Origin of the sequence: Brevibacillus sp. HB1.2, from assembly GCF_013332495.1 — a bacterium.
In the GTDB taxonomy this organism is placed as follows: domain Bacteria; phylum Bacillota; class Bacilli; order Brevibacillales; family Brevibacillaceae; genus Brevibacillus; species Brevibacillus porteri.
Genome location: NZ_JABMIU010000014.1, coordinates 111691 through 136491 on the forward strand (window position 1 = coordinate 111691; position 24801 = coordinate 136491).

Here is a 24801-nt window from a genome sequence, read left to right on the forward strand (position 1 = left end):
GAGGGATCGTATGGAGAGCAATTTGAATGTCCCGCTCTCTCCTGACAAGAGAACAAGTGGCACAAGGAAAAGATCCTTCAGCCGGGAAGCGAATCTGACAGGATGGCTGTTTATAAGCCCGATGGTCATCGGGTTTGTGGTGCTGTTGCTAGGCCCGCTTTTGCTCGCGCTGTACATGAGCTTTACGGATTGGCCGTTACTGGGGGAAGCCGAATTTATTGGTTTGGAAAATTACCAAGCGATCTTTCAGGATACCGAATTTTGGACAGTCGTGGGCAATACATTTGCGTTCTCGGCCGGTCTCGTCCCCCTGAACATCGTGTTGGCGTTGGGGTTGGCCTTACTGCTCGTGCGCAAGCTGCCGGGGATCGGGATTTTCCGCACGGCCATTTTTGTGCCGGTCATGACATCGCTGATTGTCTGGGCGATTGTGTGGAAGTATTTGTTTGCGACAGACACGGGGTTCATCAATCAAATCTTGCAGATGTTCGGGATTACAGGCCCCTCATGGCTTTACAATCCAAAGCTGGCGATGCCGGTGGTGATCGTGACGAGTGTCCTGAAAAATGTGGGCCTGAACATGGTTCTGTTTATCGCTGCCTTACAGCAGGTGCCTGTTCACTTATACGAGGCGGCGCGCATTGATGGAGCTAGTCGGACGCGTCAATTGTTTCAGATTACGATCCCGATGATTAGTCCGACGGTTTTTTTAACCACGTTGTTGACGATTATCGGCTCGCTCAAGGTGTTTGGGCAGATTTACGTCATGACCCAGGGTGGGCCGGATAACAGTACAAAGGTGCTCGTCTATTACATATGGGAGCGTGCCTTCAAAAACTTTGAATTCGGCTATGCGTCTGCACTTGCCTTTGTGCTGTTCTTTATCATTTTAGTCTTTACGCTCTTGCAGTGGCAGTTTAGAAAAAGGTGGGTGTTCCATGAAGAGTAATCGCCACGGATTACAAGCGGGCAAGTTATTGGGGATTGGCGGTCACTATGTGGCGTTAGGAGCGATCTCCCTACTGATGCTGGTGCCTTTTTTGTGGATGCTTTCTACATCGTTAAAAGAGCCGGCCAAAATATTCGTCTTTCCGCCAGAGTTTATCCCTTCATCAATCCGCTTGGAGAACTACACGGAGGTTTTGGCGAATACGCCGTTTCATCTGTTCTATTGGAACAGCCTGTACATTGCGATTCTGGTCACGGTTGGAACGGTATTATTTGCCTCGATTGCGGGCTATGCGTTTGCCCGAATTCCGTTTCGCGGACGCAATATCGTCTTTCTGGTGCTATTGTCGACGATGATGATCCCGCATGAAGTGACGTCGATTCCGATGTTTTTGTTCATGCGCATGCTTGGGCTTATCAACACGCATGTGCCGCTGATTGTGCTTCCTATTTTTGGAGCAGGCGGAATTTTTGGTGTGTTCGTCATGCGCCAGTTTTTCCTTGGGATTCCGAAAGAACTGGAGGAGGCGGCGATGATTGATGGCTGCTCGCGTTGGCGGATTTACTGGAGCATCATGCTGCCACTAGCGAAGCCAGCTATCGCGACGCTGACGATTTTTACGTTTTTAACGAGCTGGAACGAGTTTTACGATCCGCTCATTTTCATCAACGACAGAGAGCTGATGACGCTACCGCTCGCTTTGTCCTTGTTTACTGACGAAGTAGGGACAGCTTGGCATCATCTGATGAGTGCGTCCGTCATGGCGACCTTGCCGCTTTTGATCGTGTTCTTTTTCGCCCAAAAGCAGTTTATCGAGGGTGTATCGATGACGGGCCTAAAAGATTAAAAGATTAAAGGATGAAAAGAAGTTCAACAAGGAGTGAGTGCAGATGGATCGAGTAGTGGAAGCAGATGTAGTCGTGGTAGGCGGGGGGCCAGCAGGAATCAGTGCCGCTCTCGCCAGCGGACGATTGGGAGCCAAGACGATCCTGATCGAGCGTTACGGCTTTCTCGGAGGGATGTCGACGATTGCGCTCGTTTATCCGTGGATGACGTTTCATACGGAGAAAGGCGAGCAAGTCATCAAAGGAATTGCACAGGAAATCGTCGACCGCTTGCAAGAAAAGGGGGGATCGCCTGGACATTTGCAGGATACGGTGGGATTCGTGAGCACAGTCACGCCGTATCATCCGGAAATTTACAAGCTGGTCGCGGTGGAAATGCTCAAGGAAGCGGGCGTCAAGCTGTTTGTCCACAGCTTTGTCGATCAGGTGAAGGTAGAGGGGACAGAGATTACTTCTGTTACACTCACTAGCAAATCGGGCCAGTATGAGATCAAGGCCAAGGTGTTCGTCGATGCGACAGGCGATGCAGATATCGCTCATTTATCGGGGGCGTCGACGAGCAAAGGGCGAGATGCAGATGGACTGACACAACCGATGACCATGAAGTTTCGCATGCGCGGCGTCGATTTGGAGCAGGTGAAGCAGTACATGCTTGATCATCCGGAGGAGTTTTATCACAAGACGCCCTTTGCACAGCTACCGTCCATTCCACTAACGGGTGTCCAAGGCTTTTATACGCATTGGAAGATGTCAGGTGTTCCGATTAATCGGGATCAAGTTCTGTTTTTCACAGGACCCGAGAGTGATGAAGTTCTGATCAATTGCACGCGTGTGCAGGGATTGGATGGAACAGATGTCGAGGACTTGACGGAAGCGGAGGAAGAGGGAAGACGTCAAGTGTTGTTGATGTCTGAATTTTTAAAAAGCAGAGTCCCGGGCTTCGCGAAAGCATCCATCTCCGCAGTCGGAACGCAAATTGGAATCCGCGAGACACGCAGAATCGTCGGAGAGTACAGCTTGACGATCGAAGACGTGGTAACGGGTAGACGTTTTCCGGATGTCATCGCACGAAGCGGCTATCCGGTTGACATTCACGATCCTTCTGGCAAAGGCGTAGTGGCAGCAGATATTGAAGGAGAGGGCGCTTATGACATTCCGTATCGATGCTTGATCCCTCAATCCATTGACAACCTGCTTGCGGCGGGGCGTTGTATCTCCACGACACATGAGGCGCTGGCTACGACCAGGCTTACCCCGAGCTGTATGGCTACAGGGCAAGCAGCAGGTACAGCAGCAGCCATTGCATTTCACGACCAGACCATTCCGCGTTTGATTCACGTGGCGAAATTACAGGAACAATTGCGTCTAGCGAATGCCGTCCTCGATTAAACCTTTTCATTTTGAAAGGAGATTGGATCTATGAAAAAGTTGCGCATTGTCATTTCAACAGTGGCTATGGCAGCACTAGTAACAGGCATGGTTCCATTTACGCAGACGAGTACAGTTGCAGCGAAAAAAGCGTCACCAAAGCCAATTGCCAAAGTCGCTCTTGTTCCCCTTGATGATCGTCCGGTCAATACGTATTTTCCGCAAATGTCAGCACGAGCAGGCGGGGTGGAGACGATTATGCCGGATGAAGACATGCTCGGTCACTTTATGACTCCGGGCGATGGGGAAGAAATTGGCGATTGGCTGATTAAACAAGCAAGCAAAGTAGACGGCTCAGTCATCTCAGTCAGCATGCTGGCATATGGCGGGCTAGTTGCGTCCCGTACCGATCAACAGTCCTATGAAGATGCCCTATCGAATATCGAAGCCATTAAAAGACTGAGAGACAAAAATTCCAAAAAGCCGATCTACGTGTTCGATACGATTCAACGCTTGGCGGTGACGGCGACTGATCCCGAAACATTGAAGTACTATGAGCAAATCAGAGAATGGGCCATTTTATACGATGAAGTGCACAACCTCGGCATGACAGAAAAAAAGGATCGACTCGATCAGTTGGAAAGGGAGATTCCCGAGTCTGTGCTGGAAGATTACTTAAACGCCCGCGAGCGGAACCACAAGATTAACTCCTTGTTGATCGACTGGGTGGAAGATGGAACCATTGATTATTTAGTGCTGGCTCAGGATGACGCTGCTCCCCATGGTCTTCACCGGGCAGAGCGGGAGACCTTGGTCAAAAAAGCAAAGGAGCTGGATGTAGAGGAACGTGTAGCGATTTTCCCTGGAGCGGACGAAGTAGGAACCGTCTTGTTGAGCCGATTCTCCTTGAACGAAATGCGCATTCATCCAAAAGTAGCAGTCGAGTATTCGGGTATAGATGGTAGTGAGTGGACGGCGCCGTTTGAAGACACGACCTTTGATGTAAATGTTGAGAAGCATATCATCGCAGCAGGCGGCAAACCCGTTCGGGACGAGGACGATGCAGATATCGTATTAATGATTCATTCACCGAAGAAAAAAGGACAGAGCAACGCAGAGAGACGCGATGATCTGGATGAGTTCGTCGAAGAAATCAATGATCTTCTGGAAGTAGGAAAGCAGGTCGCAATTACAGACGTTACGATTACAAACAAAGCTGACCCTGAGCTGATCGAGCGACTACAAGAAGAAGTAAAGCTGCCGGAACTTTTCGCCTACACGGCATGGGGAACGGCGGGAAATAACATGGGAAGCGCGTTGGGACAGGCGTTGCAACGATCAGCCTTTTTAGAAAAAGGAAATCAGTTCGGTGTGCCCTTAACGGTGGATGCGGCAGAAACCCATATCAATCTGCTCTTGTCATCGTTTGTAAATGACCATCATTACCGAAATGAAGTGATGGCAGAAGCACGTAACCTCGTAAAAGAGTTAAAGGGAAATGAGTGGAATCTCGGCGATGACTACGACGAAGTCAATGATTTTGTGAGGGATGAACTGACGCCACATGCGGAAGAATGGTACGAAAACTATTTTGCCAATCAATCGCTGGTTATCGGAAAGAGAGGCAAGAATACGTTTGAAGGCGAAATCGTCGAAGTAACGGATATAGTGATTAAGCTTCCTTGGGAGCGGTTGTTTGAAGTCTTTGTCGGGCCAGAAGTGAAGATTGAAAGGAAGTAAGATGTAGAAGAAGCCGGTCTATTTTTCGAATCTGCACATATCATGTCTCTATCGCTATAAGAAGGTGACGAGGATGGAGACTCTACAATGGGTGTATGTGCAGTATGACTTGGAAATGTATGTGCGGGTAGTGGTGAGCGCGATTCTCGGTTTGTTCATCGGGTGGGATCGCTCGCACAGAAACAAGCCTGCCGGGCTGAAAACGTACATGTATGTGTCCGTAGCCTGCACGCTCATCACACTCGTTTCTATTTACAGCACAAAGCTATACAGCGCGCCTGGCAACGGAACGATGATGGACCCGATGCGCTTGGCGGCACAGATTGTCACAGGTCTTGGTTTTTTGGGAGCAGGCGTCATCTTGAAGGACGGCTTGAAAGTAAAAGGACTGACCTCCGCAGCCATGATCTTTTTCGCTGGAGGGATTGGCATAGGGATCGGAGCCGGATTTTACGGCATTGTGATATTCTCGGTTATCGTCGCTTTTGTACTCGCGAGGATCAGTCAGCGTGTGGAAGATGTCCAGCACAAGCGGTTAGGAAAGTGAATCATGGAGAAGCGGTGCATTAGCATCGCTTTTTGTTTTTAGAAGGAGCTGTAGTGGGGGAAGAAGCGAATTTCCAGTCTACGCTTCGGCATACGCCCCGCATGGGGTATCACTGTCCGCTTCGGAAAAAATGGCGGGAGCGCTTCAAACCAGAAAACGCGAATGCGTTTTTGTATGTAATAAAAGCTGAAATTCCCCGCCAGTTTTTCCGAAGCTAGGGTGGGCTCCAGAGGCGCTTGGACTGGAAATTCGCTTCTCAAATCTTAGAAGGTGAATGAAGTACAATGCTCTCAAAAACTTCTTTGTACAAACTTACAAAACGCCATAACAGCACGAAGTCATCCACAGCTGTCCGAAAGCACTGTCACATGTTTGGAAGGAGACCGCCCGAACGAAGAGAGGATACAGGCGACTGGAAAACATGTGGCAGGGCTTCTCCCGACCACAACAGTTAGGAGAACAACAATTAGGGGTTTTGATTCATTCAATTCCATAATATGCTAACGTTAGAATATTTCAAATAGGATGAGTGCCTCCATGAGCAAGTGGTTTGTAAGTCTATGCAATCTTGTCGTTATCATGGTGATCGGGATGCTTGCCGTGACGCCATTCGCTAATGCCGTAGAACAACCACGCCAAGCCAAACAAGGCGTGTTGGATTTGCGGGGCGTGGATTGGGAAGACGGCGACACGATTAGGCTGGATGGGGAATGGAGTTTTTACTGGCGGCAGCTCCTCCCCCCAGGTACTTTTGAACCCGATACTTCCGTACGAGAGTACATGCAAGTACCTTCATCTTGGAAGCAGGGGGCCGGTGATCGAACGGATATATCCAATCAGGGATACGCTACGTATCGACTGCTCATTCAGCTGAATGAGCAAAAGTCAGAAAGACCCTTCGCGCTCTATATGCCCAGCGTCGCAACGGCCTACAAACTGTGGATAAACGGCAAGGTTATGGCCGAAAACGGTGTAGTCGGTGAGGATGTAGGGAGGATGACCCCGAAAAATTATCCCAAGGTCGTCGTGTTTCAACCAGATCAACCGCAAGTGGAGCTCGTTATTCACGTCTCTAATTTTGTCCAGCGAAAAGGCGGCCTGTGGGAAGCCATTGAGTTGGGGCATGCTGAGCAAATCATGCGGAAGCGTGAAGCCAACATTATCTACAGTGGCATGATTGCGGCATCCTTGTTAGTCATGGGCATCTATCATTTCGGCTTGTATATGACACGCAAAAGAGAGAGTTCGACTCTCTATTTTTGTGGAGTCAGCATTGCGATCGCTGTCCGCATATTATTTTTGGGAGAGACGATGGCTGTTAGCTTGCTTCCGCAGATCCCATGGGAGATGGTGGTCAAGCTGGAGTACATGTCTTCTCTTCTCACGCTGATCATGCTCGCTTGTTTTGTCCATTCGCAGTATCGGGCATTATTCAATCGTTTCATTCTGAGAGCCTGCGTCTGGACAGGGCTTCTCTTTATTCTCTTCGTGCATTTTACCCCTGCTAGAATCTATACAGAATGGATTTATGTAGGAGAAGCGTATTTGTTGCTAAACTATGGCTACATGCTATTCGTTTATGGACGGGCCATCGTTCAAAAACAGACAGGCGCTGTCTTAAATGGAATCGGTCTCCTCGTATTTTTTACCGCAGTTGTCAATGAAGTGTTGTTTTACGCACATCTGTCTCCGTTTGAAAATGCCATTCCGTTCGGCTTGCTCGTTTTTTTACTCACCCAAATGATGAATTTGTCCATGGTATTCGCTCGTTCTTTTGCCCATGTCGAGCAACTTTCCGAAGAGCTTGCGCAGACCAATGAATGGTTGGAGCAAAAAGTACGGCAACGGACACAGGCACTCGCGGACAAGAATGAGGAGCTGCAAAGGATGGAGGAGTCACGGCGCATGCTGCTCTCCAATATTTCGCATGAACTGGGGACGCCGCTAACCTCGATTCAAGGGTTCATCAAGGCGATGCTTGACGGTGTGGTCAAGCCGAACGATCCGAAATACTTGGGGATCATCTATGAAAAAACAATCTATTTGCATCGAATCATCACGGATTTGTTTGAGTTGTCCAAGATGGAGTCGCGGCAGCTTCGCTTTCATTTTCAGCCATTGTCGCTGGTTGGATTTTTCCGTGGCTTGTACGAGAAGCATTTACTCGATATGCAGGAGAAACAGCTGCAATTTGTGTGGGAAGCACAGGAGGAGCCAGATACGGAGTGCAAGCTTTTGCTGGTGGCTGATCCGATTCGCCTGGAGCAGGTCATGAGTAATTTGCTTGTAAATGCACAAGCGTATACGCCACCGGGCAGGCTCATCAAGCTACAGGTGGAGTGGGAGCTGGCTCTGGATGGGACAGGCGAGGCAACGATCAAGGTAATAGATACAGGAGCAGGGATACAGGCGGAGGCGCTTCCTTTTGTGTTTGATCGATTTTATCGGGGGAGTGAATCTAGAAAGCTGAGGACGGCAGGAGTAGGGCTAGGTCTGGCCATCTCCAAAGAAATTATCGAAAATCATCACGGGAAAATCGGCGTACAGAGTAAAGCGGGAGAGGGAAGCCTCTTCTGGTTTTCGCTGCCAGTCCGCTGGAAGGAAGAGAGTGAAGAGGGAGGAGAGAAGGTGAGATGAGCAACGAGGTAATCCTGTTGGTAGAAGATGATGAGAACATTCGCGAATTGGTCAGGCTCTATTTGCAGGCTAGTGGTTTTCAGGTGCGAGAGGCAGAAGATATGAGGCAAGCGCAGGCCATGGTGCTGAGTGAACAGCTGGATATGGTCCTCCTTGATATTTTGTTGCCGGATGGATCGGGCCTAGAACTTTGTCAGACATGGAGGCAGAGTGGAATTCATGTGCTTGTCTTGTTTTTGAGCTGCAAAAATGACACGGAGGATATGATCGCTGGCCTGGATCTTGGTGGTGATGATTATGTGACCAAGCCCTTTGATCCCAATCTGTTGATTTCACGGGTGAAGGCGCACTTGCGCAGGAGGAGCATACAGGGAGAAAACAGCAAAGCTTTGTTGTCTCCAAAAGGACTGATAGAGACCTTGACCAAACGAGAGCTGGAGATGCTTCACATGATCAAAGCGGGGTATACGAATCAGGAGATCGCCCTGCAATATCAAATATCGATTGGTACCGTCAAAGGATACAATAACCAATTATTCAGCAAGCTCGGTGCCAAAAACCGGACGCATGCCATTATGCTCGCGAGTCAGTTCGGCTTTTTTACGTGAGCCCTAACTTTGGTTGACTCCTCTCACGATTTTTCCGATGATATTCCTCTGACAAACGCGCGTTATGCTGGAAGAGCAATCACAATCTGGAAAGGACGCGTGCGCGATGAGAGATGAAAGACTAGGAAAAATAGCAGACAACTTAATTTCGTACAGCTTGGATGTGCAAGCCAAACAGCATATTATGATCATGGTCGTGGATGAAGGGGAGCCGCTGGCCATGGAATTGGTGAAGCGGTTGTATGCGAAGGGAGCGTATCCCCACTTGCGCTTTGTCCGGCCAAAGGTCCAGCGGGAATGGTTGAAAGGAATAACGGCAGAGCAGCTTGCCGAGACCGTTCAGTGGGAAAAGGACATGTGGTTTGGCATACAAGGCTATATCGGAATTCATGGCGAGACGAATGACAGTGAGATGAAGGATGTTCCGCAGGAGAAATACCGTCTGTACGCAGAAGCATATGATTCCATTTTCCATCATGTCGACAATCAAATTACGGGACTGCGCATTAATTACCCGACCTCGGCCCTTGCTCAAAAGGCCAACATGACGACAGAAGCGTTTGAAGATTTTTATTTCAACGTATGTGCACTCGATTATCGAAAAATGGCCGAAGCGTGCCAGCCGTTGTACGACCTCATGGACAAAACGGACAAGGTGCGCATCGTCGGACCAGGGACAGACCTGACGTTTTCGATCAAAGGGATTGGGACGCGGACAGCGGTAGGTAAACGCAACATACCCGATGGCGAAGTGTATACATCTCCCGTGCGTGACTCGATTCACGGGACGATCAGCTACAATACGCCCAGCAATTTCAAAGGTACGACGTTTGAAAACATCCGGTTTACTTTTCGGGAAGGAAAGATTGTCGAGGCGTACGCTAACCATTCGGACAAGCTAACGGAAATATTGGACACGGATGAAGGTGCACGCTACATCGGTGAATTCGCCATTGCGTTTAACCCGTACATTTTGCACCCGATGGGCGATACTTTGTTTGATGAAAAAATCGCTGGCAGCTTCCATCTCACACCGGGCCGTGCCTATGATCAGGCGGATAATGGCAACCGCAGCGCGATTCACTGGGACCTGATCTGCATTCAGCGTCCGGAATACGGTGGCGGCGAAATATGGTTTGATGATGTGCTGATTCGAAAAGACGGAAGGTTTGTGCATGAGGCTCTGCTGGGGCTGAATCCGGAGCAATTGATTCTGTAGGGGAGGGCGATAATGCCCTCCTTTTTATTTGAATTTGAAAACCATTACGCCTGCGATCATGATGCCGATTCCGATGATCTTGTTCAAGGTGATCGGAACCTTTTGTACGCCGAACAGGCCGAGAGAATCAATGAGGAGAGCGACGAGCAATTGGGAGATGAGCAGAATTGATACAGCGTAGGCAGGGCCGATGGTCGTAATGCCTTTCATCACACTAAAAACGATGACCGCCCCGAAAACGCCTCCAAGCAAATACACCTTGTTGACTTCCCCAATGCTTTTCCAATCGCCATCACGAACGTAGAGAAAGATCGCGAATGATACAAGAAAGCCTACGGCGTGAACAATCGCATTGGTTTGCCACAGTCCGAGCTTTGTACTGGCTTGCGCATTGAACACGCTTTGCAGACATATAAAAACGCCAGCGAGTAACGAAAAGAGAATGCCTTGCACAATATGACCTCCTATATGGTTGATTACTCATAGATGTTTCCGCTCGCAAGCTCACTGATTTTTTCTCGATCCTTGATAATCAGTGCGCCTTTTTTGCGTTCGATCACGGAAGCTGCGCAAAGATTGCGGATGACCCGGTTTAGATGTCGGTAGCTGGTACCCAACAGCTCGGCTACCTCCGTCAGCTTCGCCGTCTTTAGCTCCTCGGAAGCAGTCGACCCTGTGTCGCTGGACAGCGTAGAGAGCAAATAGCTGGCAAAGCGATTTTCAACGGGATACAACAGGTTCAGGCTGGTTGAGTTCGATGATGTATGCAACTTGTGACTGATTTTATGCAGAATGAATTGCAAAAAAGGCGGATGGTTCTGGTAGTTTTCCTGCAAAACTTTAAAAGGGAGACTGACCACGAGACTGCGATGGACAAACTCAACGGTATTGCGGACCTCGCATTGTGTGACATACTCGACGTCTCCAATAATCGTGAGTGGATTGTTAAAGCGCAGTAACAAAGATTTTCCGTTAGGAAGCGTCGTGAAAATTTTGATTTTTCCCTTCAGAATGAAGTACATGTGGTGAAGCTGATCGCCCTTCGAACAGAGGATGTCACCCTTCTCAGCCTGATACAGGCGCATTTCATGGAGGGTAATGGCATCAAAAATATCGGGCAAGGGACTATTTTGCACCAGCGTATGCAAAAGGGTGCGGTCGTGAAGTTCTTTCATGTATCAAGCCTCCTGCTTGTTTGCTTGCAGGCTATACCCCCTTTAGTAAAAGGGATTTACGCGCGAAAAAAAAGGACATATGTCCTTTTTCTTATTTAAACACAGAAGGCGCGTAGCAGGAATATTCGGATAGATTCGAGAAGTACAATTGTCGAGATAATTAGGAAAGAGAGAAACGAAGGAGTGGTTCACATGACTTTGCCTGTAAGTGAAAGAATCATTGGATTTGTAGGAACGGGTGTCATGGGGAAAAGCATGGCAACCCATTTTCTGCAAGCAGGATATACAGTGCTGGTGTACACACGTACAAAGGAAAAAGCGGCAGATTTGCTGGCAGCCGGTGCGATCTGGAAGGAACAGGTCAGTGAGCTGGCAAAAGAGGCAAACGTCATCATCACAATGGTCGGCTACCCATCTGATGTCGAGGAAGTGTATCTCGGCGTGGACGGAATTGTGGCAAATGCGAAGCCGGGCACTTATTTGATCGATATGACGACATCGAAGCCGTCGCTGGCGAAACATATTTATGAGGAAGCCAAAAAATACGAGCTGTATTCCCTGGATGCGCCTGTCTCCGGTGGAGATGTGGGGGCACGCGAAGCGCGACTGACTATCATGGTTGGCGGCGATCAGGAAGTATTTGATGCGATGGAGCCTGTGTTTACGATCATGGGGACAAACGTCGTCTTGCAGGGCGGACCAGGTGCAGGTCAGCATACGAAAATGTGCAACCAAATTTGTATTGCCACGAACATGATCGGTGTGTGTGAAGCGATCGCGTATGCGAAAAAAGCAGGACTGGACCCGGAGAAAGTGCTGACGAGCATTGGAGCGGGTGCCGCAGGTAGCTGGTCGCTGTCGAATCTGGCACCGCGCATGATCGCGGGCAACTTCGCACCTGGCTTTTACGTCAAACATTTTATCAAGGACATGGGCATTGCATTAGAAGCAGCGGAGGAAATGGGGCTGATGACGCCAGGACTCGCGCTCTCCAAATCGCTCTATGAAGAACTGGCAGCAAACGGCGAGGCAGATAGCGGCACGCAAGCTTTGATCAAATGGTTTGAAGGCAAGTAAAGGAAAAAGGAGCCCTATTCATGAGGGCTCCTTCTCTATGGTGTTCATCCGTTGCGTGTTGACTTGTACATCTCGTACATCTTTTGGAACGGATTTATTTTTGGACGAGGGTTGTTCCATTTTCTTCACTTCTAAGATGTCTAGCAAGAAAACAAAGGACGGAATCCCGACAATCAGCCCCCATACACCAAAGAAATGCTCGGAAAAGATCAGGACGACAAACGTGTAGAAAATCGGCAAGTGAGTCTTCGTTGCCATCAAGCGAGGGTTCAACACATATGCCTCAAGCGCATGAATCAACATGATGAAAACGAGCAAATAAATAACGGTTGCGATACCACCGACGCTAAAAGCGATGGCACTGAGCGGAATCAATGAAATGGCGACACCTGCAACCGGAATGAGCCCCAGTATGAAGACCATGATCGCGAGTCCCAATAGATTCGGAAAGCCCATGATCCATAGACCGATAACGGTGAAGGTCGTATTGAATAAGGCAATCAACAGCTGTGTTTCGATTACTTTACCAAAGGTCAGGATGAATTTTTGGCTGAAGTAGGCGATTTCGTTGTACAGCCAGGATAATTTGCTCGTGCGAAATTGAGCGGTAAACGTAACGACATTGTCTTTGCCGAGCAGGAAAAACAGACTCAGAATAATCGCCAGAAAGACATTGAACCCAACGTTTCTGACCACTGCGAGAAAATCAAGGCTGCCTTGAACGATGCCCTTCATATCTAGCTTCCCAACAACAGACATAAGATAAGGGGCAAACTCATTGTGCTGATTTTGGTGGTACACTTGCTCGATGACATGGAACAATTGTCCGGTTTGATGAATAAGCGCCGGAATGGCTTTCATCCCACCCACTACGAGCAAGAACGTCAGCAAAATATAGAGGAAAATAAGAATCAGCTTGGGATGGATCGGCACGACTTTGTGTGTGAGACGTGTAAGATATTGATGCAGCCGATTCATTAAATAGGTAACTAAAAAGGTAAGCAAAACCATGTTCAGCATACTTCCCAAGGAGTAAAGCAACAAACAAAACAACGCCAAAATCCCAAATCGTCTTACATCCGGCTTTTGCAAGGCGGCAGCAAAGAAATTCATGGGAACATCCTTTCCAAGTGCTCTTATAAGCACTCCCATCCGTATACGATGATTATACTGCGTCGGTGTGAACAATTATAGCACGCTTAAAAGCGAGTGGAGGGAAAGAAAAGGTTCCAGTTGTTTGAAAAAGGGCAACGAAACTATTTCACCCTACGAAGCGTCAAAGGGAGGGAATGTTTGCCAAGGGGGCCTATCACGAATGAACATAAAAACGAAAACCATCAGTTTGGTTACGGCTGTCGTACTCGGGACAAGTGCGTGGACTTCTTCTGTCCATGCTGCTACGTTTTCCCAGATTCAGCCGTATCTAACAGACTACAAGATCGGTTTTACGGACGGTAACAAGCTGGTCACACAGGCCATTTATGATGATTTTGAGCTATCTTCCAAAGACATGATCGTAACAAAGGGCGGTAAAAAAGGAATTCTCGATGCGCGAACCGGGAAAGAAATAACCCCTGCGATTTGGGATAACATTGACATTCCCGATTCCAAAAATATCGCGATTGTACAAAAAGGCAGCTGGTTTCAATATATCGATTTAAAAACGCACAAGCTGTCGACTATGAAGTTTGCTGGGGCGCATCCGTATTATTTGTCCAAAGAGCAAGGGACGGCGATTATGCTGCTGGGAAAATCATCGATGCTGCTCAATGTGGATGGAAAGGTCCTGATTCCGCCTTTTGCAGGCAAGCTAGCGATGGTACAACTAGTTGCTCCTGATCAGACGGAAAATAAAGAGGTGGAGAAAACGCGTTATTTCGTTGCGTCTACTCCCAAAGAGCTCATTATGTACGATCCTGCTTCCAGCAAAAAGCTGTTTGCGCTGGCAAAAGCAGAATGGATTCCGAACGAAGGCGGTCCAGACACCGCGTATCTCAAGGTTCGATCCGGTGGAAAAGAAGGCTTGATTGATCGCTATGGCAAGTACGTACTCGAGCCAAAATACAACGCGATTTATATTTGGATTAATGGATACTTTCAGGTGATTGGACCAAAAGGACAAGGGCTGTGGAAAGACGGACGGATGCTGGCAGAGCCCATATATAAAGAAGTGGGGATCGAGCATAATAATCCGGATGTGTACTACACGGTTTCTGGAGATGTCATCACTTATCATTCCAGGTCCAAAGGTACGTCACATCCTTTGAAAAAAGGTGCCGAGTTATTGCATGGCAGCTATGTGCAGGGACAGGACCCGAAAACGAATCTGTACGGCGTCCTCCAAGTCGGGGGAGAGACGGTTATCCCCTTTGCTTATCCGCGGGCTGAAGGTCCGCCAGCTGCACGCTTGCTCGTCCGTAGCGACGGGAAAAAAGTGATCCTCCCTGGCTGGGGTAAAGAAGTCAAGGAGCCAGATTTTTGGTTCGACTCGTATGTGACATTGGGCAGCTACAGCATGCTTAGCATCAAGGACGGAAACAAAATCGGACTTTATTCTGAAAAGGAAGGCTTGGTCTTGCCCCCTGTTGAGAATCGAGTCATTCGCTACGAGGAAGCAACGGGGCAGGTGCTGGTGACTGAGCCGGATGGAAACGTGCTGCGATACAACTCTGTTGGGAAATCGGAAGAAACTGGAAATACAATGCCGTTGTCCGATGAGTTGACGACCATGTATCAGCCGGGAAAAGGCGTTATGATCGTGGACCGCAAGACGAACCAACCAATCAGCAAGCTCTACCAATCTGTCTACATGGATTCCGATACCAATCTCATCGTTGCGATGGATCACGATTGGGCGGATCTTTATACCGCTGAGGGCAAGCTGTTGACGACGGAGATCAAAGTCGCGGTGTGGAAGTCAGGCAACGACGGACCGCCTCTCACTTTGATTAGAGTTGCTGACTCCGTATACACCATGGGTGTGAGAGCGGGGAATATCGAAATGGCGATGATCAAGGCCGATGGCGGGCAGCTTCAGGTCGTGAGCGATTTTGTGTATCGGGATGCAGACGAAGCGATGGTACAAAATCAAAAGATCGCAGTGACAGCACGTTTGGACGGTACACTGGATGTATGGGTGCAAGAAGGGAACCAGCTCACAAACAAGCTCACTAGCGTGAAAGGTTTTCACAGGGAATCTGATTTTGATCGGGTATTGATTCAATCAAGTACAGGATGGGATGTATATTCACCGCAGTTGCTCCGCCTAAGCACGGGCGATTATCAGTCCATGAAGTATTTGCCCTTACCGGATCGCAAGATGGGTGTCATTGCCTACCAGGACAAGAAGACGGGATTGTACGGCCTCATGTCACTGGAAGGCAAGGTGCTGACAGCGGCCAAATATGAGGCGATTTTGCCAACGAACAAAGTATTCTCACAAATGTGGAGTAAGGCAGACGATCAGACGCCTTATGTATTCACAACGAAAGACCAGTTCGGTTACCTCAGTCAAGGTGGGCAAGAGTTGTTTGCGACAAGATTCCTGACGAAAAAACCAGTGGTCTCCTATAGTCCGATTACGTTCCAAGCGTTTTCGGCCTACTCGGATGTGATGCGACATCGCTCGCTTGAGCTGATCGATTTCGGCAAACCGTATAGCTGGCCAGCTGGTGGCAACAGCGAGAGCAAATTTTTTGCCAATCTGGCGCTTTATTTGAATCTGCCGAAGGATGCTGGCAAGCAAGCGGTACTTTCAGATCTGGTGTCCAAGGGTATCATCAAAGTCGATGAGAATCGTTCTGTCATGAGCGACGAAGATATGTTCCGAGTGGCTTATTTCATGGCGACAGGCAAAACGAGTCAAGCGATGAAGACGCCAGAGGTGATGGAGTGGGCACAGAAGCGGGGAATTGTGCCGGTGCGAGAGGGAATGAGCTACTACATGACAATGGATTTGTACACGGAGTATCAGCACATCCTGATGACCGAGCTCATGCGTTCCCTGAAAGGAAAAAAAGTGCTCAAGCCAAAGACGTTAACGACGGCTTCACTCAGTGACGCACAACAGCAAATGCTAACAACAGCTCTGATCGTAAACGGCAAGCCAGCCAATCAATTGTCAGTGCCGCTCCCGCAAGCTGAGTGGCAAAAAGCCATTCAAGGCTTGGTCAACCAGTACAACAAGCAAGCGGCTCAATTGCTTGCGGCCTACGAAGCGAAGCTGTGAGTAGATAAACGTACAGGCGCGGATGTTCATCCTGCGCCTTTTTTGTGCTATTAAAAAAACGGCCAATATTTTACAATTAGCACGTAGAAGGCAGCGTGAACGCAAGCCGTGACCGCCAAGGAGACAATGAACGAGACAAACGAAATCTGATCGAGCTTGTAAGCGACAAAGAAAAATATCGTAAAGGCAATAAAGGCGATAAACGTACCTTCTTCTAGATAAGCAACAGTCATATGAAAATTCCACCTCTATTCAAGAAAGGATACCTTCCCCTGATGATTTCTATTGAAAAATTAAGCATACAAGATGCAGCCAGCTTGTTTCAATTTGAAGTGTACAATCGCGCTTTTTTTGAAAAATCGGTTCCCAGTCGGGGAGACGCTTACTACCAATATGACCATTTTTTACGTGGTCTGCAAGCCTTGCTCGACGAGCAGGCGCAAGGAATCTCGTTTTTTGGTCTCATAAAAAACAGCCAGGGTGACATCTTGGGCAGAATGAATTTGGTAGACATCGAGAAAGACGAAGGAATCGGACATCTCGGTTATCGAGTCGGGGAGGATACTGCTGGTAAAGGAGTGGCTTCGCAAGCATTGAAGATCTTTTTAGCGGAGCACGTTCCCCAATTGGCTGTCAAAACCATCTGTGCTAAAACTACAACGGATAACATCTCCTCGCAAAAAGTGTTGTTGAAAAATGGATTCGAGCCCTATGACATGGAGCTGGAAACACCAGATGACTTTCTCCACTTTCACTTGGGCGTCCAAAGAGTAAGATAGAAACAGCAAAAAGTCCCCAGCCTGGGAAAAGGTAAGGGGACTTTTTGGCGTTATAGGGTGTCCAATCACGGTTCCCACGGACGTCTCGTTCCGAGCATATCCGCGAGATGCTTATTGTCCTTGCGACGAACTTTCCGTTTCTCCGCTCGCTTTTCAGCACCATCATGCAAGAATTTTTCCTCTTCTGTTTCTGGAACGACCTTGGGAACGGGTGTCGGCCGTCCATCCTCGCCAATCGCCACAAACGTGAGAAACGACGTAGCACAGACTGTTCGAACCCCCGTGAGCAAATCCTCCGCGACAATTTTGACAAAGACCTCCATCGACGTGTTATGCGTCCATGTGACGAAGGCTTCGAGCGCAACCTCATTGTCCACTCGGATCGGCTGCAAAAAGTCGACGGAATCAGTAGAAGCGGTAACAACTGGTCCCCGGGCATGTTTCATGGCAGAGATCGCAGCAACATCGTCGATATGCGCCATCAGCCTGCCGCCAAACAGCGTATCGTGATTGTTCGTATCCGGGGGCAGCACATGGCTTGCTTTGAACGTGCGCGACTCCCGAACAAAACGTTGAATCGTCATAAAGGTAGCTCCCTTCTTTCTTGCAATCGGATTATGAATGATGACAATCTTCTCTCCTTTTCATTGTTCCACAAAAAAATGGATCTATTCCTCTTCGGTGGAGTAAGGCGGCGAATTTTATCAAAGGCTATGGACGGGATAAGGTATGCGAGAGGAGGTTTTTCGGTTTGGGGGATTATGTGCAGTATTTCAATAATCTTATCGCCTCGATCAATGATATTCCGAACAAGCTGATGAGCGTTTTATCTGTTATTCATGCACCCATTCAGCATTTGACGAGCACATTGATTGTTACAAACATCCTGTTGGGTCTACTTGTACTGACCTCTATTGCGAATGTGTATATGCTTTGGCGAAATGGAAAAAAGAGACACTAATGCTGTTGCCACGAACGTCATTTGCCTCTATACTTGTGGAGTAGTTCATGGATAATAATGTAACGGTTGTTGCTACGACCGTCTCTATATCGAAAGGGTATGCACGAAAAAACAGCGGAAAGGAGGGTATCCACATGAAAAAAAGATCATTACTGTCTTTGCCAAAAGGAATTGGATACTCCACCGCTGTTTTCTTTGATCTGGCTAAATCACGGGAGAAGTATGTCCAAAAACGGATATAGCGACCATCCTTTGATGTAGTGGGATTCATCAGGATACAGTGGAAAAACGCCACAGGTCGCTTCCTGTGGTTTTCTTTTTAGGGCACCGCAGGATTTCCTGTGGTGTTTTTTTTATTTCGAAAAAGGGAGATGGATGGTATGCAAGGAAACGGAGAGAACATTTACGTAAGACTGGTACAGGAATCGGATGCACAGAGCCTCTTGGCGCTTGAAGGGAGAAACAGAGACTTCTTTCAAAACTTCACAGGGACGAGAGAAGAGGCGTTTTACACGCTGGAAGGACAAATCGACAGGATCAAGAGCTCGATGGCTTTAAAAGAAGAAGATAGAGGGTACGTCTTTGTCATTGCGGAGAAAGGACAGGATGAAATCATTGGGGAAGTCATCCTTTCAGAGGTCGTAAGAGAGAATCTGCAAAGTTGCTGGATCGGCTACTTCCTGGACAAAGAGCATAATGGAAAAGGTTACATGACCGAAGCAGTAAAGCTCGTCGTTGGCTATGCCTTCGAGACGCTAGGTCTTCACCGCTTGGAAGCAGGAGTGATGCCGCATAATATAGGCTCGATCAAGGTGCTGCTAAAAGCTGGTTTTCACAAGGAAGGGATTGCCAAGAAAAACGTGAAAATCAATGGTCGGTGGGAAGATCATCAAACACTGGCGATCGTCAAAGAAGAACAAACCGACCAGGTGAAGCCCAAGGTTCACCGCAAAAATCCTAGTACAGTTGCTCCGCCTATGGGACCCTATACACATCTGACGGTCGTTCCAAAAGGAGCCGATTTGCTCATACTTTCTGGGCAAGTAGGAATGGACCTTCATGGAGAATTGCCGACAGATATGAAAGAACAAGTAGAAAACACGCTACAGAACATCCTGCGCAATTTTGAAAGTGAGTCAGTAACTGCGGACCATATCATCAAAATCAATATATGGGCAACCGAGCAAATGGATTGGAAGCATTTTAATCAGGTGTGGGAGAAGTTCCACGGGGGGACACCGCCAGCGATGACGATGTCTTACGTCCCAGCCTTGGCAGTCCCTTCGCTCAAAGTGGAGATAGAAGCTTGGGCAGCGAAATGGTAGGAAGGAAATAGAGTCGAAAGAAAAAGGGTGAAGCTTGTCGCTTCATCCTTTTTTCTGTAACTTTTTTCTAGCAAATACGTCACTATTTTCAGGAGATAGAATGATCGTGAGGATATTGCTGTTTTGAGAGCAAAAGATGTCAAAACATGAAGGAATATGCGGACGAATCGAGAAGTTCTTTCTATTAGCTGGATTTTCCAAAAATACGAAAAAAACAGAGGGGAACGAGGAACTTGCTTTTACGAGTAAATGTCAGCTTGCTAGCTGTTTTCTTCCTGATTTTGCTGATGCCTCTGTCCATTGCGCGAGCGGCCACCCATGTAGACGTGGCGGTCGATCAGTTAAATATTCGAAGCGAGCCAGGTACGACTACCCAGATCGTCGCAACACTCAAAAAAGCCACGCGGTTGCCAATCACCAAACAGCAAAAAGATTGGACTCAGGTAAAGCTGCCGAACGGCAATACCGGATGGGTCAATAATAAGTATGTGAAGATGATAGAAGTTCCACAGATCAAATATGTCAAAAGCAATGTGGACATGCTGAATGTTCGGGCAGAACCAAATGCCACTGCACAAATTTTGCAGATCCTCGACAAAAACGGTGTGTTTTTGCAAATGAGAAAGCAAGGGGAATGGGCACAAATTAAGCTGTCTGATCAAAAGAACGGCTGGGTGAAAGCCAGTTACTTGACGGAGACAACGGTACCAGCGTCAAAACCACCCCAGGTACCAGCACAAATCCCAGATCCGACAACAATTCCAGCACCGCCCCCGCCCCCTCCAGTACTCCCATCCAATACAGGAAGTGGATTCGAACAAGGGACAATCGTATTGACGGAAGGCTATGAAGTTTATGCGCAGCCAGATATTCTTGGTACCGTCATTGGTGAAATCCATGGAGGGATGACAATCAATCATTACGGATATGCAAATGGTTGGTACACCATTAACTTTAACGGGACCTATGCCTATATCTTCAAACCAATGGAACAGACTGGGGCAGTACAGCCACTGCCGAATCCAACACCGGGGGTACCAGCGACTTTGCCAACAACAACGCCTCCCTCTGTACAAGAACTACAGGTTCGCGTCAAAAATCCTGATTCTAACATCCGCAACGGTCCCTCAACCGATCATGCCATAATTGGAAACGTTCAACCCGGACAAGTATTCCCGGTTGTGCAAACAGTAGGAGACTGGTACATCATCAGGCTGGCAGACAATTCGACCGCCTATATCGCGGGGTGGATCGTAGAGAAGATTCAACCAGCCGGTACTCTGCCACCGACAGGAGCAACGTACGAGTACAACAATGGGATGATTGGAAACGAGAAAGTGTATATCTATCACACCCATAACCGAGAGTCTTGGCGAAATGTTGCACGGAACCAACAAGGGAGCTCGGTAGATGATCCTGAGATCAACATCACGCTTGTGGGGAAAAGGTTGGGCGAGCTGTTGCAAGCAAGAGGCATTTCGGCAATGGCGAGCCGGGACGATTTCGCTCAGAGATTGAGGGAACAAAATAAAAGCTACTCGATGTCTTATTCCGAGTCATACAAGGCGGTAGCGGCTGCGGCTGCAACCAGTCCGCACTTGCAGTACATTTTCGATATTCATCGGGATAGTGATGAGCCACGCAGCAAGGTAGCGATCACGATTAATGGCAAAACCTATTCCCGGATGCTGTTTGTAATTGGAACAGCGAATCCGAACCATCTGGCGAACAAAAAGCTGGCGGAAGAGCTGAACGCCCGTCTGGAAGCTTCTTATCCCGGTTTGTCGCGAGGGATTATCCTGAAAGGTTCAAATCAAGGGAACGGGGTGTACAATCAGTCCATTTCAGAGGGAGCCCTGCTTTTGGAATTCGGTGGTACGAACAACACCTTGGAAGAAGGCTATAATACAGCAGAAGCCTTTGCTGAAGTCTTCGGGAATTACCTGATCGAATCTCAAATCGCATTTAACTAAAATTAGCACGATTCTTTTCGCCAGGAGCGAGAGAATCGTGTTTTTTTCCAGGAGGATAATTTTATGGCTACGCATCAAGAACACATACACGCGACTGACGATAACAGTAGGGGTCATCTTCAAGGCGACTGTGAAAGCTGCTTTGGCTTGTGCTGTGTGGCATTGCCTTTTGCTGCTTCCTCTGACTTTGCTATCAATAAAGACGCAGGCAAGCCCTGTAGTAACTTACAGGCAGACTTCCGGTGTGGTGTTCACACAAAGCTGAGGAAGATAGGCTTTCGCGGTTGTACTGTCTACGATTGTTTTGGAGCTGGTCAAAAGGTGTCTCAAGTCACTTATAGCGGCCAAGATTGGCGTAAAGAACCCGGATCAGCGAAGCAAATGTACGAAGTATTTCCGATCATGTGGCAGCTGCATGAGCTACTCTGGTATATAACGGAGGCGTTGACCAAGCAAGCTGCTCAGTCACTCCATCCTGCATTGAAGGAAGCGTTGGAGGAGACACAGCGCCTGACGGATCACAGTCCTGAGGACATCCTGAAGCTGGACATCGCTTTTCAACGAGCAAAAGTTAACGAACTATTATTGCAGACAAGTGAATTGGTACGTAAGGACGCGGTTACCAAATACAAAGCGGGTAAGCAAGGAAAAACCTATGGCCGAGGCGCTGATCTCATCGGTGCCAAGCTCAAAGGCGCTGATTTACGAGGAGCCCATTTGCGAGGCGCTTATTTGATTGCTGCTGATCTGAGAGGAGCAGATTTGCGGGGAGCTGATCTCATTGGTGCAGATTTCCGCGATACAGATGTGAGCGGAGCGAACTTGACGGAGACGTTGTTTCTCACGCAGGTTCAGCTCAACGGGGCGAAGGGCGATGCAAGCACCAAGTTGCCACCTTCGTTCACGCGTCCACCGCACTGGGATATATCCAAAGCATGAAGATGTAAAAAGCAGGATGTCATTCGCTGACAACCTGCTTTTTGCTAGTAAAGGGAGGGAACTAGAATTGGCCGATTAATTGAAGAAAAACAAGGCGCTGGCGATTTCTGGGAATCCAGTCATTTGATTACCTCCAAGTCCAGATGCATTTTTACAAGTTTGGATTTGAATGCAACCCAACGATTTCGATTACTTCGACTACCGCTACCCTTTTCGGACCTTCCATGAAATATCCGATCACCCCAAGCTCAACTCTTTTAGTGTGCACCTCTTTACGCATGTGAGGGAAAAGAATCCACATGCGTGCAGTTCCTTCTAAAGGAACAGGGCTAGCGCTATCTAAAATGATCTTTCCGTTAGCATCCTCAAATTCAGGGTGTATGGCAAAGATTCCTGTTATTCTTATGTCATCTCCATCGTAAGAAAAATCACTTCGATATCCTTGAAACGGTGTTGCTTTTCTCCCGCCTTCATTTTCAGAGTAAAATCGATACTTTACTCGAAAATCAGGGTGGTGCTTCCTTATTTCTTCATACGGTATCCACATGTCATTTCATCCGATCTTAGAAAAATATTGTTAATACATTTCAGCTTTTTCCGTATTAACTAGCGTGAGTCTCACAACCAAACAAATTGCGCAATTTGTTCATTTCATGTAGAAGGGAGGGGAAGTAGTTGGAGATCGCTCAAGTGAACACAGGCATCTGTCAAAACGAAGAAAACGATAGGCAAACAGAAAGCATGTCGACCGAAACGTTTGCCCAAATTTACGGTGCGTATTACAAGCGCGTCTACAAATATATTTGCTATCGGATCAACAATCACTATGCAGCCGAAGAAATATGTAGCCATGTGTTTGAAGTTGTTATTTCTAAATACAGCAGTTATTCACCTGCTAAATCAAACTTTGAAGTCTGGTTGTTTGCAATCGCCAGAAACGCAGTGACAGATTACTTCCGCTCACAGAAAAAAAGAATGAGTTTTTCACTGGATTCTATTTTGGATATGGTCCTGCCGAAGTCATCTCCGGAAGAAATTGTGATCAAGGGCGACAATCATCAAGCGGTATTTCAAGCACTGGCAAAGCTGAGTGACAAAGAACGCAATATCATCGCCATGAAATATGCGGCTGGACTAAAAAACGCGGAAATCGCAGACCTGCTTGGTGTCAGCGGTTCAAATATCGGCGTCGTGCTCTACAGATGTCTAAAAAAGCTACAAAAAGAATTGCAAAGAGGGGGCTTCCACTATGAAGAGTAAGCATGATCTAGACGATTTTCGTGAACTCACCGACTTGCTTACTGATCTGGAGCTGGATGACACCACTCCAAAAGCCAACATATACAATCGGCTGAAATTCAAATTGGAATCAGGAAACATACAACCAAATGATAACAAAAAGGACGGGATCTATATGAAAACGAATAAATGGAAAGCTGCCACAGTTAGTGCTGTTGCTGTTGTTTGCCTTTTAGGTGCATTCTCGACTACATCATTTGCCCAAGGAATGCTCCAGACGATCCTGGCACGCTTTCAGGTTGGGAACATGGAAATTACCCAATACGATAAAGAGCTGCCTGCTGCCCAGTCCAATACCCAAGGAATCGAGATACCGACAGAACGTAAGGCCCCCCCACAGATGACATTGGAAGAAGCACGTGAAGCCAGCAAAATGGACTTTCCCTCACCGACATGGTTGTCAGAGCATTATTCCTATAAAAACACGGTCGTTCATGGCGAGGGTATGGTAGAAATTCAGTATGAAAAAGAGAAGGAGTTTATTTCCTTGATGATTTCAAACGGTGGCGAAAATGGCATCAGCACGACAGAGGGTGTCAAGATCGAAACCATTGCCGGGAAAAAGGTGTTTTTCGCCAACGGAATCGTGATTTGGGAGCATGAAGGATTCACGTACGAGTTGTACCAGATGGCAGAGAAGGGCTTTGATGCTGTGACCATCGGCAACATAATCGAATCCTTGTCAACGAAATCCGCCCAAAAATAAGCGGTTGTTAGCACAATTTCTCTTGGTGCTTTGTTAACTGAATAGGGGAAAGATGGGCCCGTAAAAGGGTCCATTTTTTCTACGTACGATAACTGCTGAGATATTTTAAAAGAAAATGAATAAATTACACATTAAATGAAATAAGTAGAGGCGCATAAGTCTAGCTCAAATCAAGGGAAAATCCGAAACAGTCACAGACTGTTAAAAATCATGTAACGAATCGGACACCCTCTAGGGTCAAAAGTCCTGCTACAATTATACATGACCGGAAATATACAGGGTAAAACAAAACAAAGAACTCTCTCACGAAGATGAATGCGAAAAGGGGGTTACAAGAGAGAGAATCAATTGTGAATTTTTTCACATATATTTGTGATTTTTTTCACAAAGTCGCCATAAATGCTGGTTTCCCCACTGGTATAATTC

General features: G+C 47.6%; 23 protein-coding genes. 17 read left to right on the plus strand and 6 right to left on the minus strand.

Annotated features, from left to right (window positions below; translation table 11 throughout):
- Positions 1 to 10 precede the first annotated feature (10 nt).
- From HPY28_RS24685 to HPY28_RS24720, 8 genes are all read left to right on the plus strand, one after another.
- Positions 11 to 949 (plus strand): carbohydrate ABC transporter permease, encoded by a 939-nt coding sequence (locus HPY28_RS24685; RefSeq protein ID WP_017251190.1) that lies wholly within the window; start codon positions 11 to 13, stop codon positions 947 to 949.
- On the plus strand, positions 939 to 1796 hold the full coding sequence (locus HPY28_RS24690) for a carbohydrate ABC transporter permease (RefSeq protein WP_173630484.1): 858 nt from the start codon (positions 939 to 941) through the stop codon (positions 1794 to 1796). Before HPY28_RS24685 ends, HPY28_RS24690 begins: the two co-directional genes overlap by 11 nt.
- A 43-nt stretch (positions 1797 to 1839) precedes the next feature.
- On the plus strand, positions 1840 to 3183 hold the full coding sequence (locus tag HPY28_RS24695) for an FAD-dependent oxidoreductase (protein WP_174231622.1): 1344 nt from the start codon (positions 1840 to 1842) through the stop codon (positions 3181 to 3183).
- A 30-nt stretch (positions 3184 to 3213) separates the two neighbouring features.
- The gene (locus tag HPY28_RS24700) at positions 3214 to 4902 is read left to right on the plus strand and encodes a DUF4127 family protein (RefSeq protein WP_174231623.1); all 1689 of its coding nucleotides are present in this window, start codon (positions 3214 to 3216) and stop codon (positions 4900 to 4902) included.
- Between the two features lie 73 nt (positions 4903 to 4975).
- Complete coding sequence (locus HPY28_RS24705) at positions 4976 to 5449, plus strand: MgtC/SapB family protein (RefSeq protein ID WP_069848388.1); 474 nt, start codon at positions 4976 to 4978, stop codon at positions 5447 to 5449.
- Between the two features lie 537 nt (positions 5450 to 5986).
- Positions 5987 to 8086 (plus strand): sensor histidine kinase, encoded by a 2100-nt coding sequence (locus HPY28_RS24710; RefSeq protein WP_174231624.1) that lies wholly within the window; start codon positions 5987 to 5989, stop codon positions 8084 to 8086.
- A complete protein-coding gene (locus HPY28_RS24715; protein ID WP_174231625.1) occupies positions 8083 to 8694 on the plus strand; it encodes a response regulator in 612 nt (203 codons plus the stop codon). Before HPY28_RS24710 ends, HPY28_RS24715 begins: the two co-directional genes overlap by 4 nt.
- A gap of 106 nt (positions 8695 to 8800) precedes the next feature.
- On the plus strand, positions 8801 to 9913 hold the full coding sequence (locus HPY28_RS24720) for an aminopeptidase (RefSeq protein WP_174231626.1): 1113 nt from the start codon (positions 8801 to 8803) through the stop codon (positions 9911 to 9913).
- Between the two features lie 24 nt (positions 9914 to 9937).
- Here the strand turns inward: HPY28_RS24720 and HPY28_RS24725 are convergent, their stop codons facing one another.
- Together HPY28_RS24725 and HPY28_RS24730 are read right to left on the minus strand one after the other, a co-directional pair.
- The gene (locus HPY28_RS24725; protein WP_017251182.1) at positions 9938 to 10366 is read right to left on the minus strand and encodes a DMT family transporter; all 429 of its coding nucleotides are present in this window, start codon (positions 10364 to 10366) and stop codon (positions 9938 to 9940) included.
- A 23-nt stretch (positions 10367 to 10389) separates the two neighbouring features.
- Positions 10390 to 11088: a cyclic nucleotide-binding domain-containing protein gene (locus HPY28_RS24730; protein ID WP_174231627.1), complete on the minus strand. Its 699-nt coding sequence runs from the start codon at positions 11086 to 11088 to the stop codon at positions 10390 to 10392.
- 192 nt (positions 11089 to 11280) lie between these two features.
- Between HPY28_RS24730 and HPY28_RS24735 the strand changes: the two genes are divergently transcribed.
- Positions 11281 to 12165 carry an NAD(P)-dependent oxidoreductase gene (locus HPY28_RS24735; protein WP_174231628.1) on the plus strand — a complete coding sequence of 295 codons (885 nt, stop codon included), beginning with the start codon at positions 11281 to 11283 and terminating at the stop codon, positions 12163 to 12165.
- Positions 12166 to 12183: 18 nt separating this feature from the next.
- Here the strand turns inward: HPY28_RS24735 and HPY28_RS24740 are convergent, their stop codons facing one another.
- Positions 12184 to 13278: an AI-2E family transporter gene (locus HPY28_RS24740; protein WP_017251179.1), complete on the minus strand. Its 1095-nt coding sequence runs from the start codon at positions 13276 to 13278 to the stop codon at positions 12184 to 12186.
- Positions 13279 to 13480: 202 nt separating this feature from the next.
- Here HPY28_RS24740 and HPY28_RS24745 point away from each other — a divergent pair, with 202 nt between their 5' ends.
- Positions 13481 to 16393 (plus strand): WG repeat-containing protein, encoded by a 2913-nt coding sequence (locus HPY28_RS24745; protein WP_174231629.1) that lies wholly within the window; start codon positions 13481 to 13483, stop codon positions 16391 to 16393.
- Between the two features lie 50 nt (positions 16394 to 16443).
- Here the strand turns inward: HPY28_RS24745 and HPY28_RS24750 are convergent, their stop codons facing one another.
- Positions 16444 to 16626 carry a hypothetical protein gene (locus HPY28_RS24750; protein ID WP_017251177.1) on the minus strand — a complete coding sequence of 61 codons (183 nt, stop codon included), beginning with the start codon at positions 16624 to 16626 and terminating at the stop codon, positions 16444 to 16446.
- 39 nt (positions 16627 to 16665) lie between these two features.
- Between HPY28_RS24750 and HPY28_RS24755 the strand changes: the two genes are divergently transcribed.
- Positions 16666 to 17172 (plus strand): GNAT family N-acetyltransferase, encoded by a 507-nt coding sequence (locus HPY28_RS24755; RefSeq protein ID WP_174231645.1) that lies wholly within the window; start codon positions 16666 to 16668, stop codon positions 17170 to 17172.
- Between the two features lie 65 nt (positions 17173 to 17237).
- On the opposite strand, the gene HPY28_RS24760 is transcribed toward HPY28_RS24755, so the two are convergent.
- Positions 17238 to 17756, minus strand: coding sequence for an acyl-CoA thioesterase (locus HPY28_RS24760; protein ID WP_017251175.1), 519 nt, complete (start codon positions 17754 to 17756; stop codon positions 17238 to 17240).
- 167 nt (positions 17757 to 17923) lie between these two features.
- Here HPY28_RS24760 and HPY28_RS24765 point away from each other — a divergent pair, with 167 nt between their 5' ends.
- From HPY28_RS24765 to HPY28_RS24780, 4 genes are all read left to right on the plus strand, one after another.
- The gene (locus HPY28_RS24765) at positions 17924 to 18133 is read left to right on the plus strand and encodes a hypothetical protein (protein ID WP_174231630.1); all 210 of its coding nucleotides are present in this window, start codon (positions 17924 to 17926) and stop codon (positions 18131 to 18133) included.
- 380 nt (positions 18134 to 18513) lie between these two features.
- Positions 18514 to 19458 (plus strand): GNAT family N-acetyltransferase, encoded by a 945-nt coding sequence (locus tag HPY28_RS24770; protein WP_174231631.1) that lies wholly within the window; start codon positions 18514 to 18516, stop codon positions 19456 to 19458.
- Between the two features lie 233 nt (positions 19459 to 19691).
- Positions 19692 to 21431 (plus strand): stage II sporulation protein P, encoded by a 1740-nt coding sequence (spoIIP, locus tag HPY28_RS24775; RefSeq protein WP_174231632.1) that lies wholly within the window; start codon positions 19692 to 19694, stop codon positions 21429 to 21431.
- 63 nt (positions 21432 to 21494) lie between these two features.
- Positions 21495 to 22370 carry a pentapeptide repeat-containing protein gene (locus HPY28_RS24780; RefSeq protein ID WP_017251171.1) on the plus strand — a complete coding sequence of 292 codons (876 nt, stop codon included), beginning with the start codon at positions 21495 to 21497 and terminating at the stop codon, positions 22368 to 22370.
- Positions 22371 to 22521: 151 nt separating this feature from the next.
- On the opposite strand, the gene HPY28_RS24785 is transcribed toward HPY28_RS24780, so the two are convergent.
- Positions 22522 to 22917: a hypothetical protein gene (locus HPY28_RS24785; protein WP_174231633.1), complete on the minus strand. Its 396-nt coding sequence runs from the start codon at positions 22915 to 22917 to the stop codon at positions 22522 to 22524.
- A 128-nt stretch (positions 22918 to 23045) separates the two neighbouring features.
- Between HPY28_RS24785 and HPY28_RS24790 the strand changes: the two genes are divergently transcribed.
- Entirely contained in the window at positions 23046 to 23630 is a 585-nt protein-coding gene (locus tag HPY28_RS24790; RefSeq protein ID WP_174231634.1) for a sigma-70 family RNA polymerase sigma factor, read from the plus strand.
- On the plus strand, positions 23620 to 24375 hold the full coding sequence (locus tag HPY28_RS24795; RefSeq protein WP_174231635.1) for a hypothetical protein: 756 nt from the start codon (positions 23620 to 23622) through the stop codon (positions 24373 to 24375). The genes HPY28_RS24790 and HPY28_RS24795 overlap by 11 nt, the downstream gene beginning before the upstream one ends.
- The last annotated feature ends 426 nt before the right edge of the window (positions 24376 to 24801 follow it).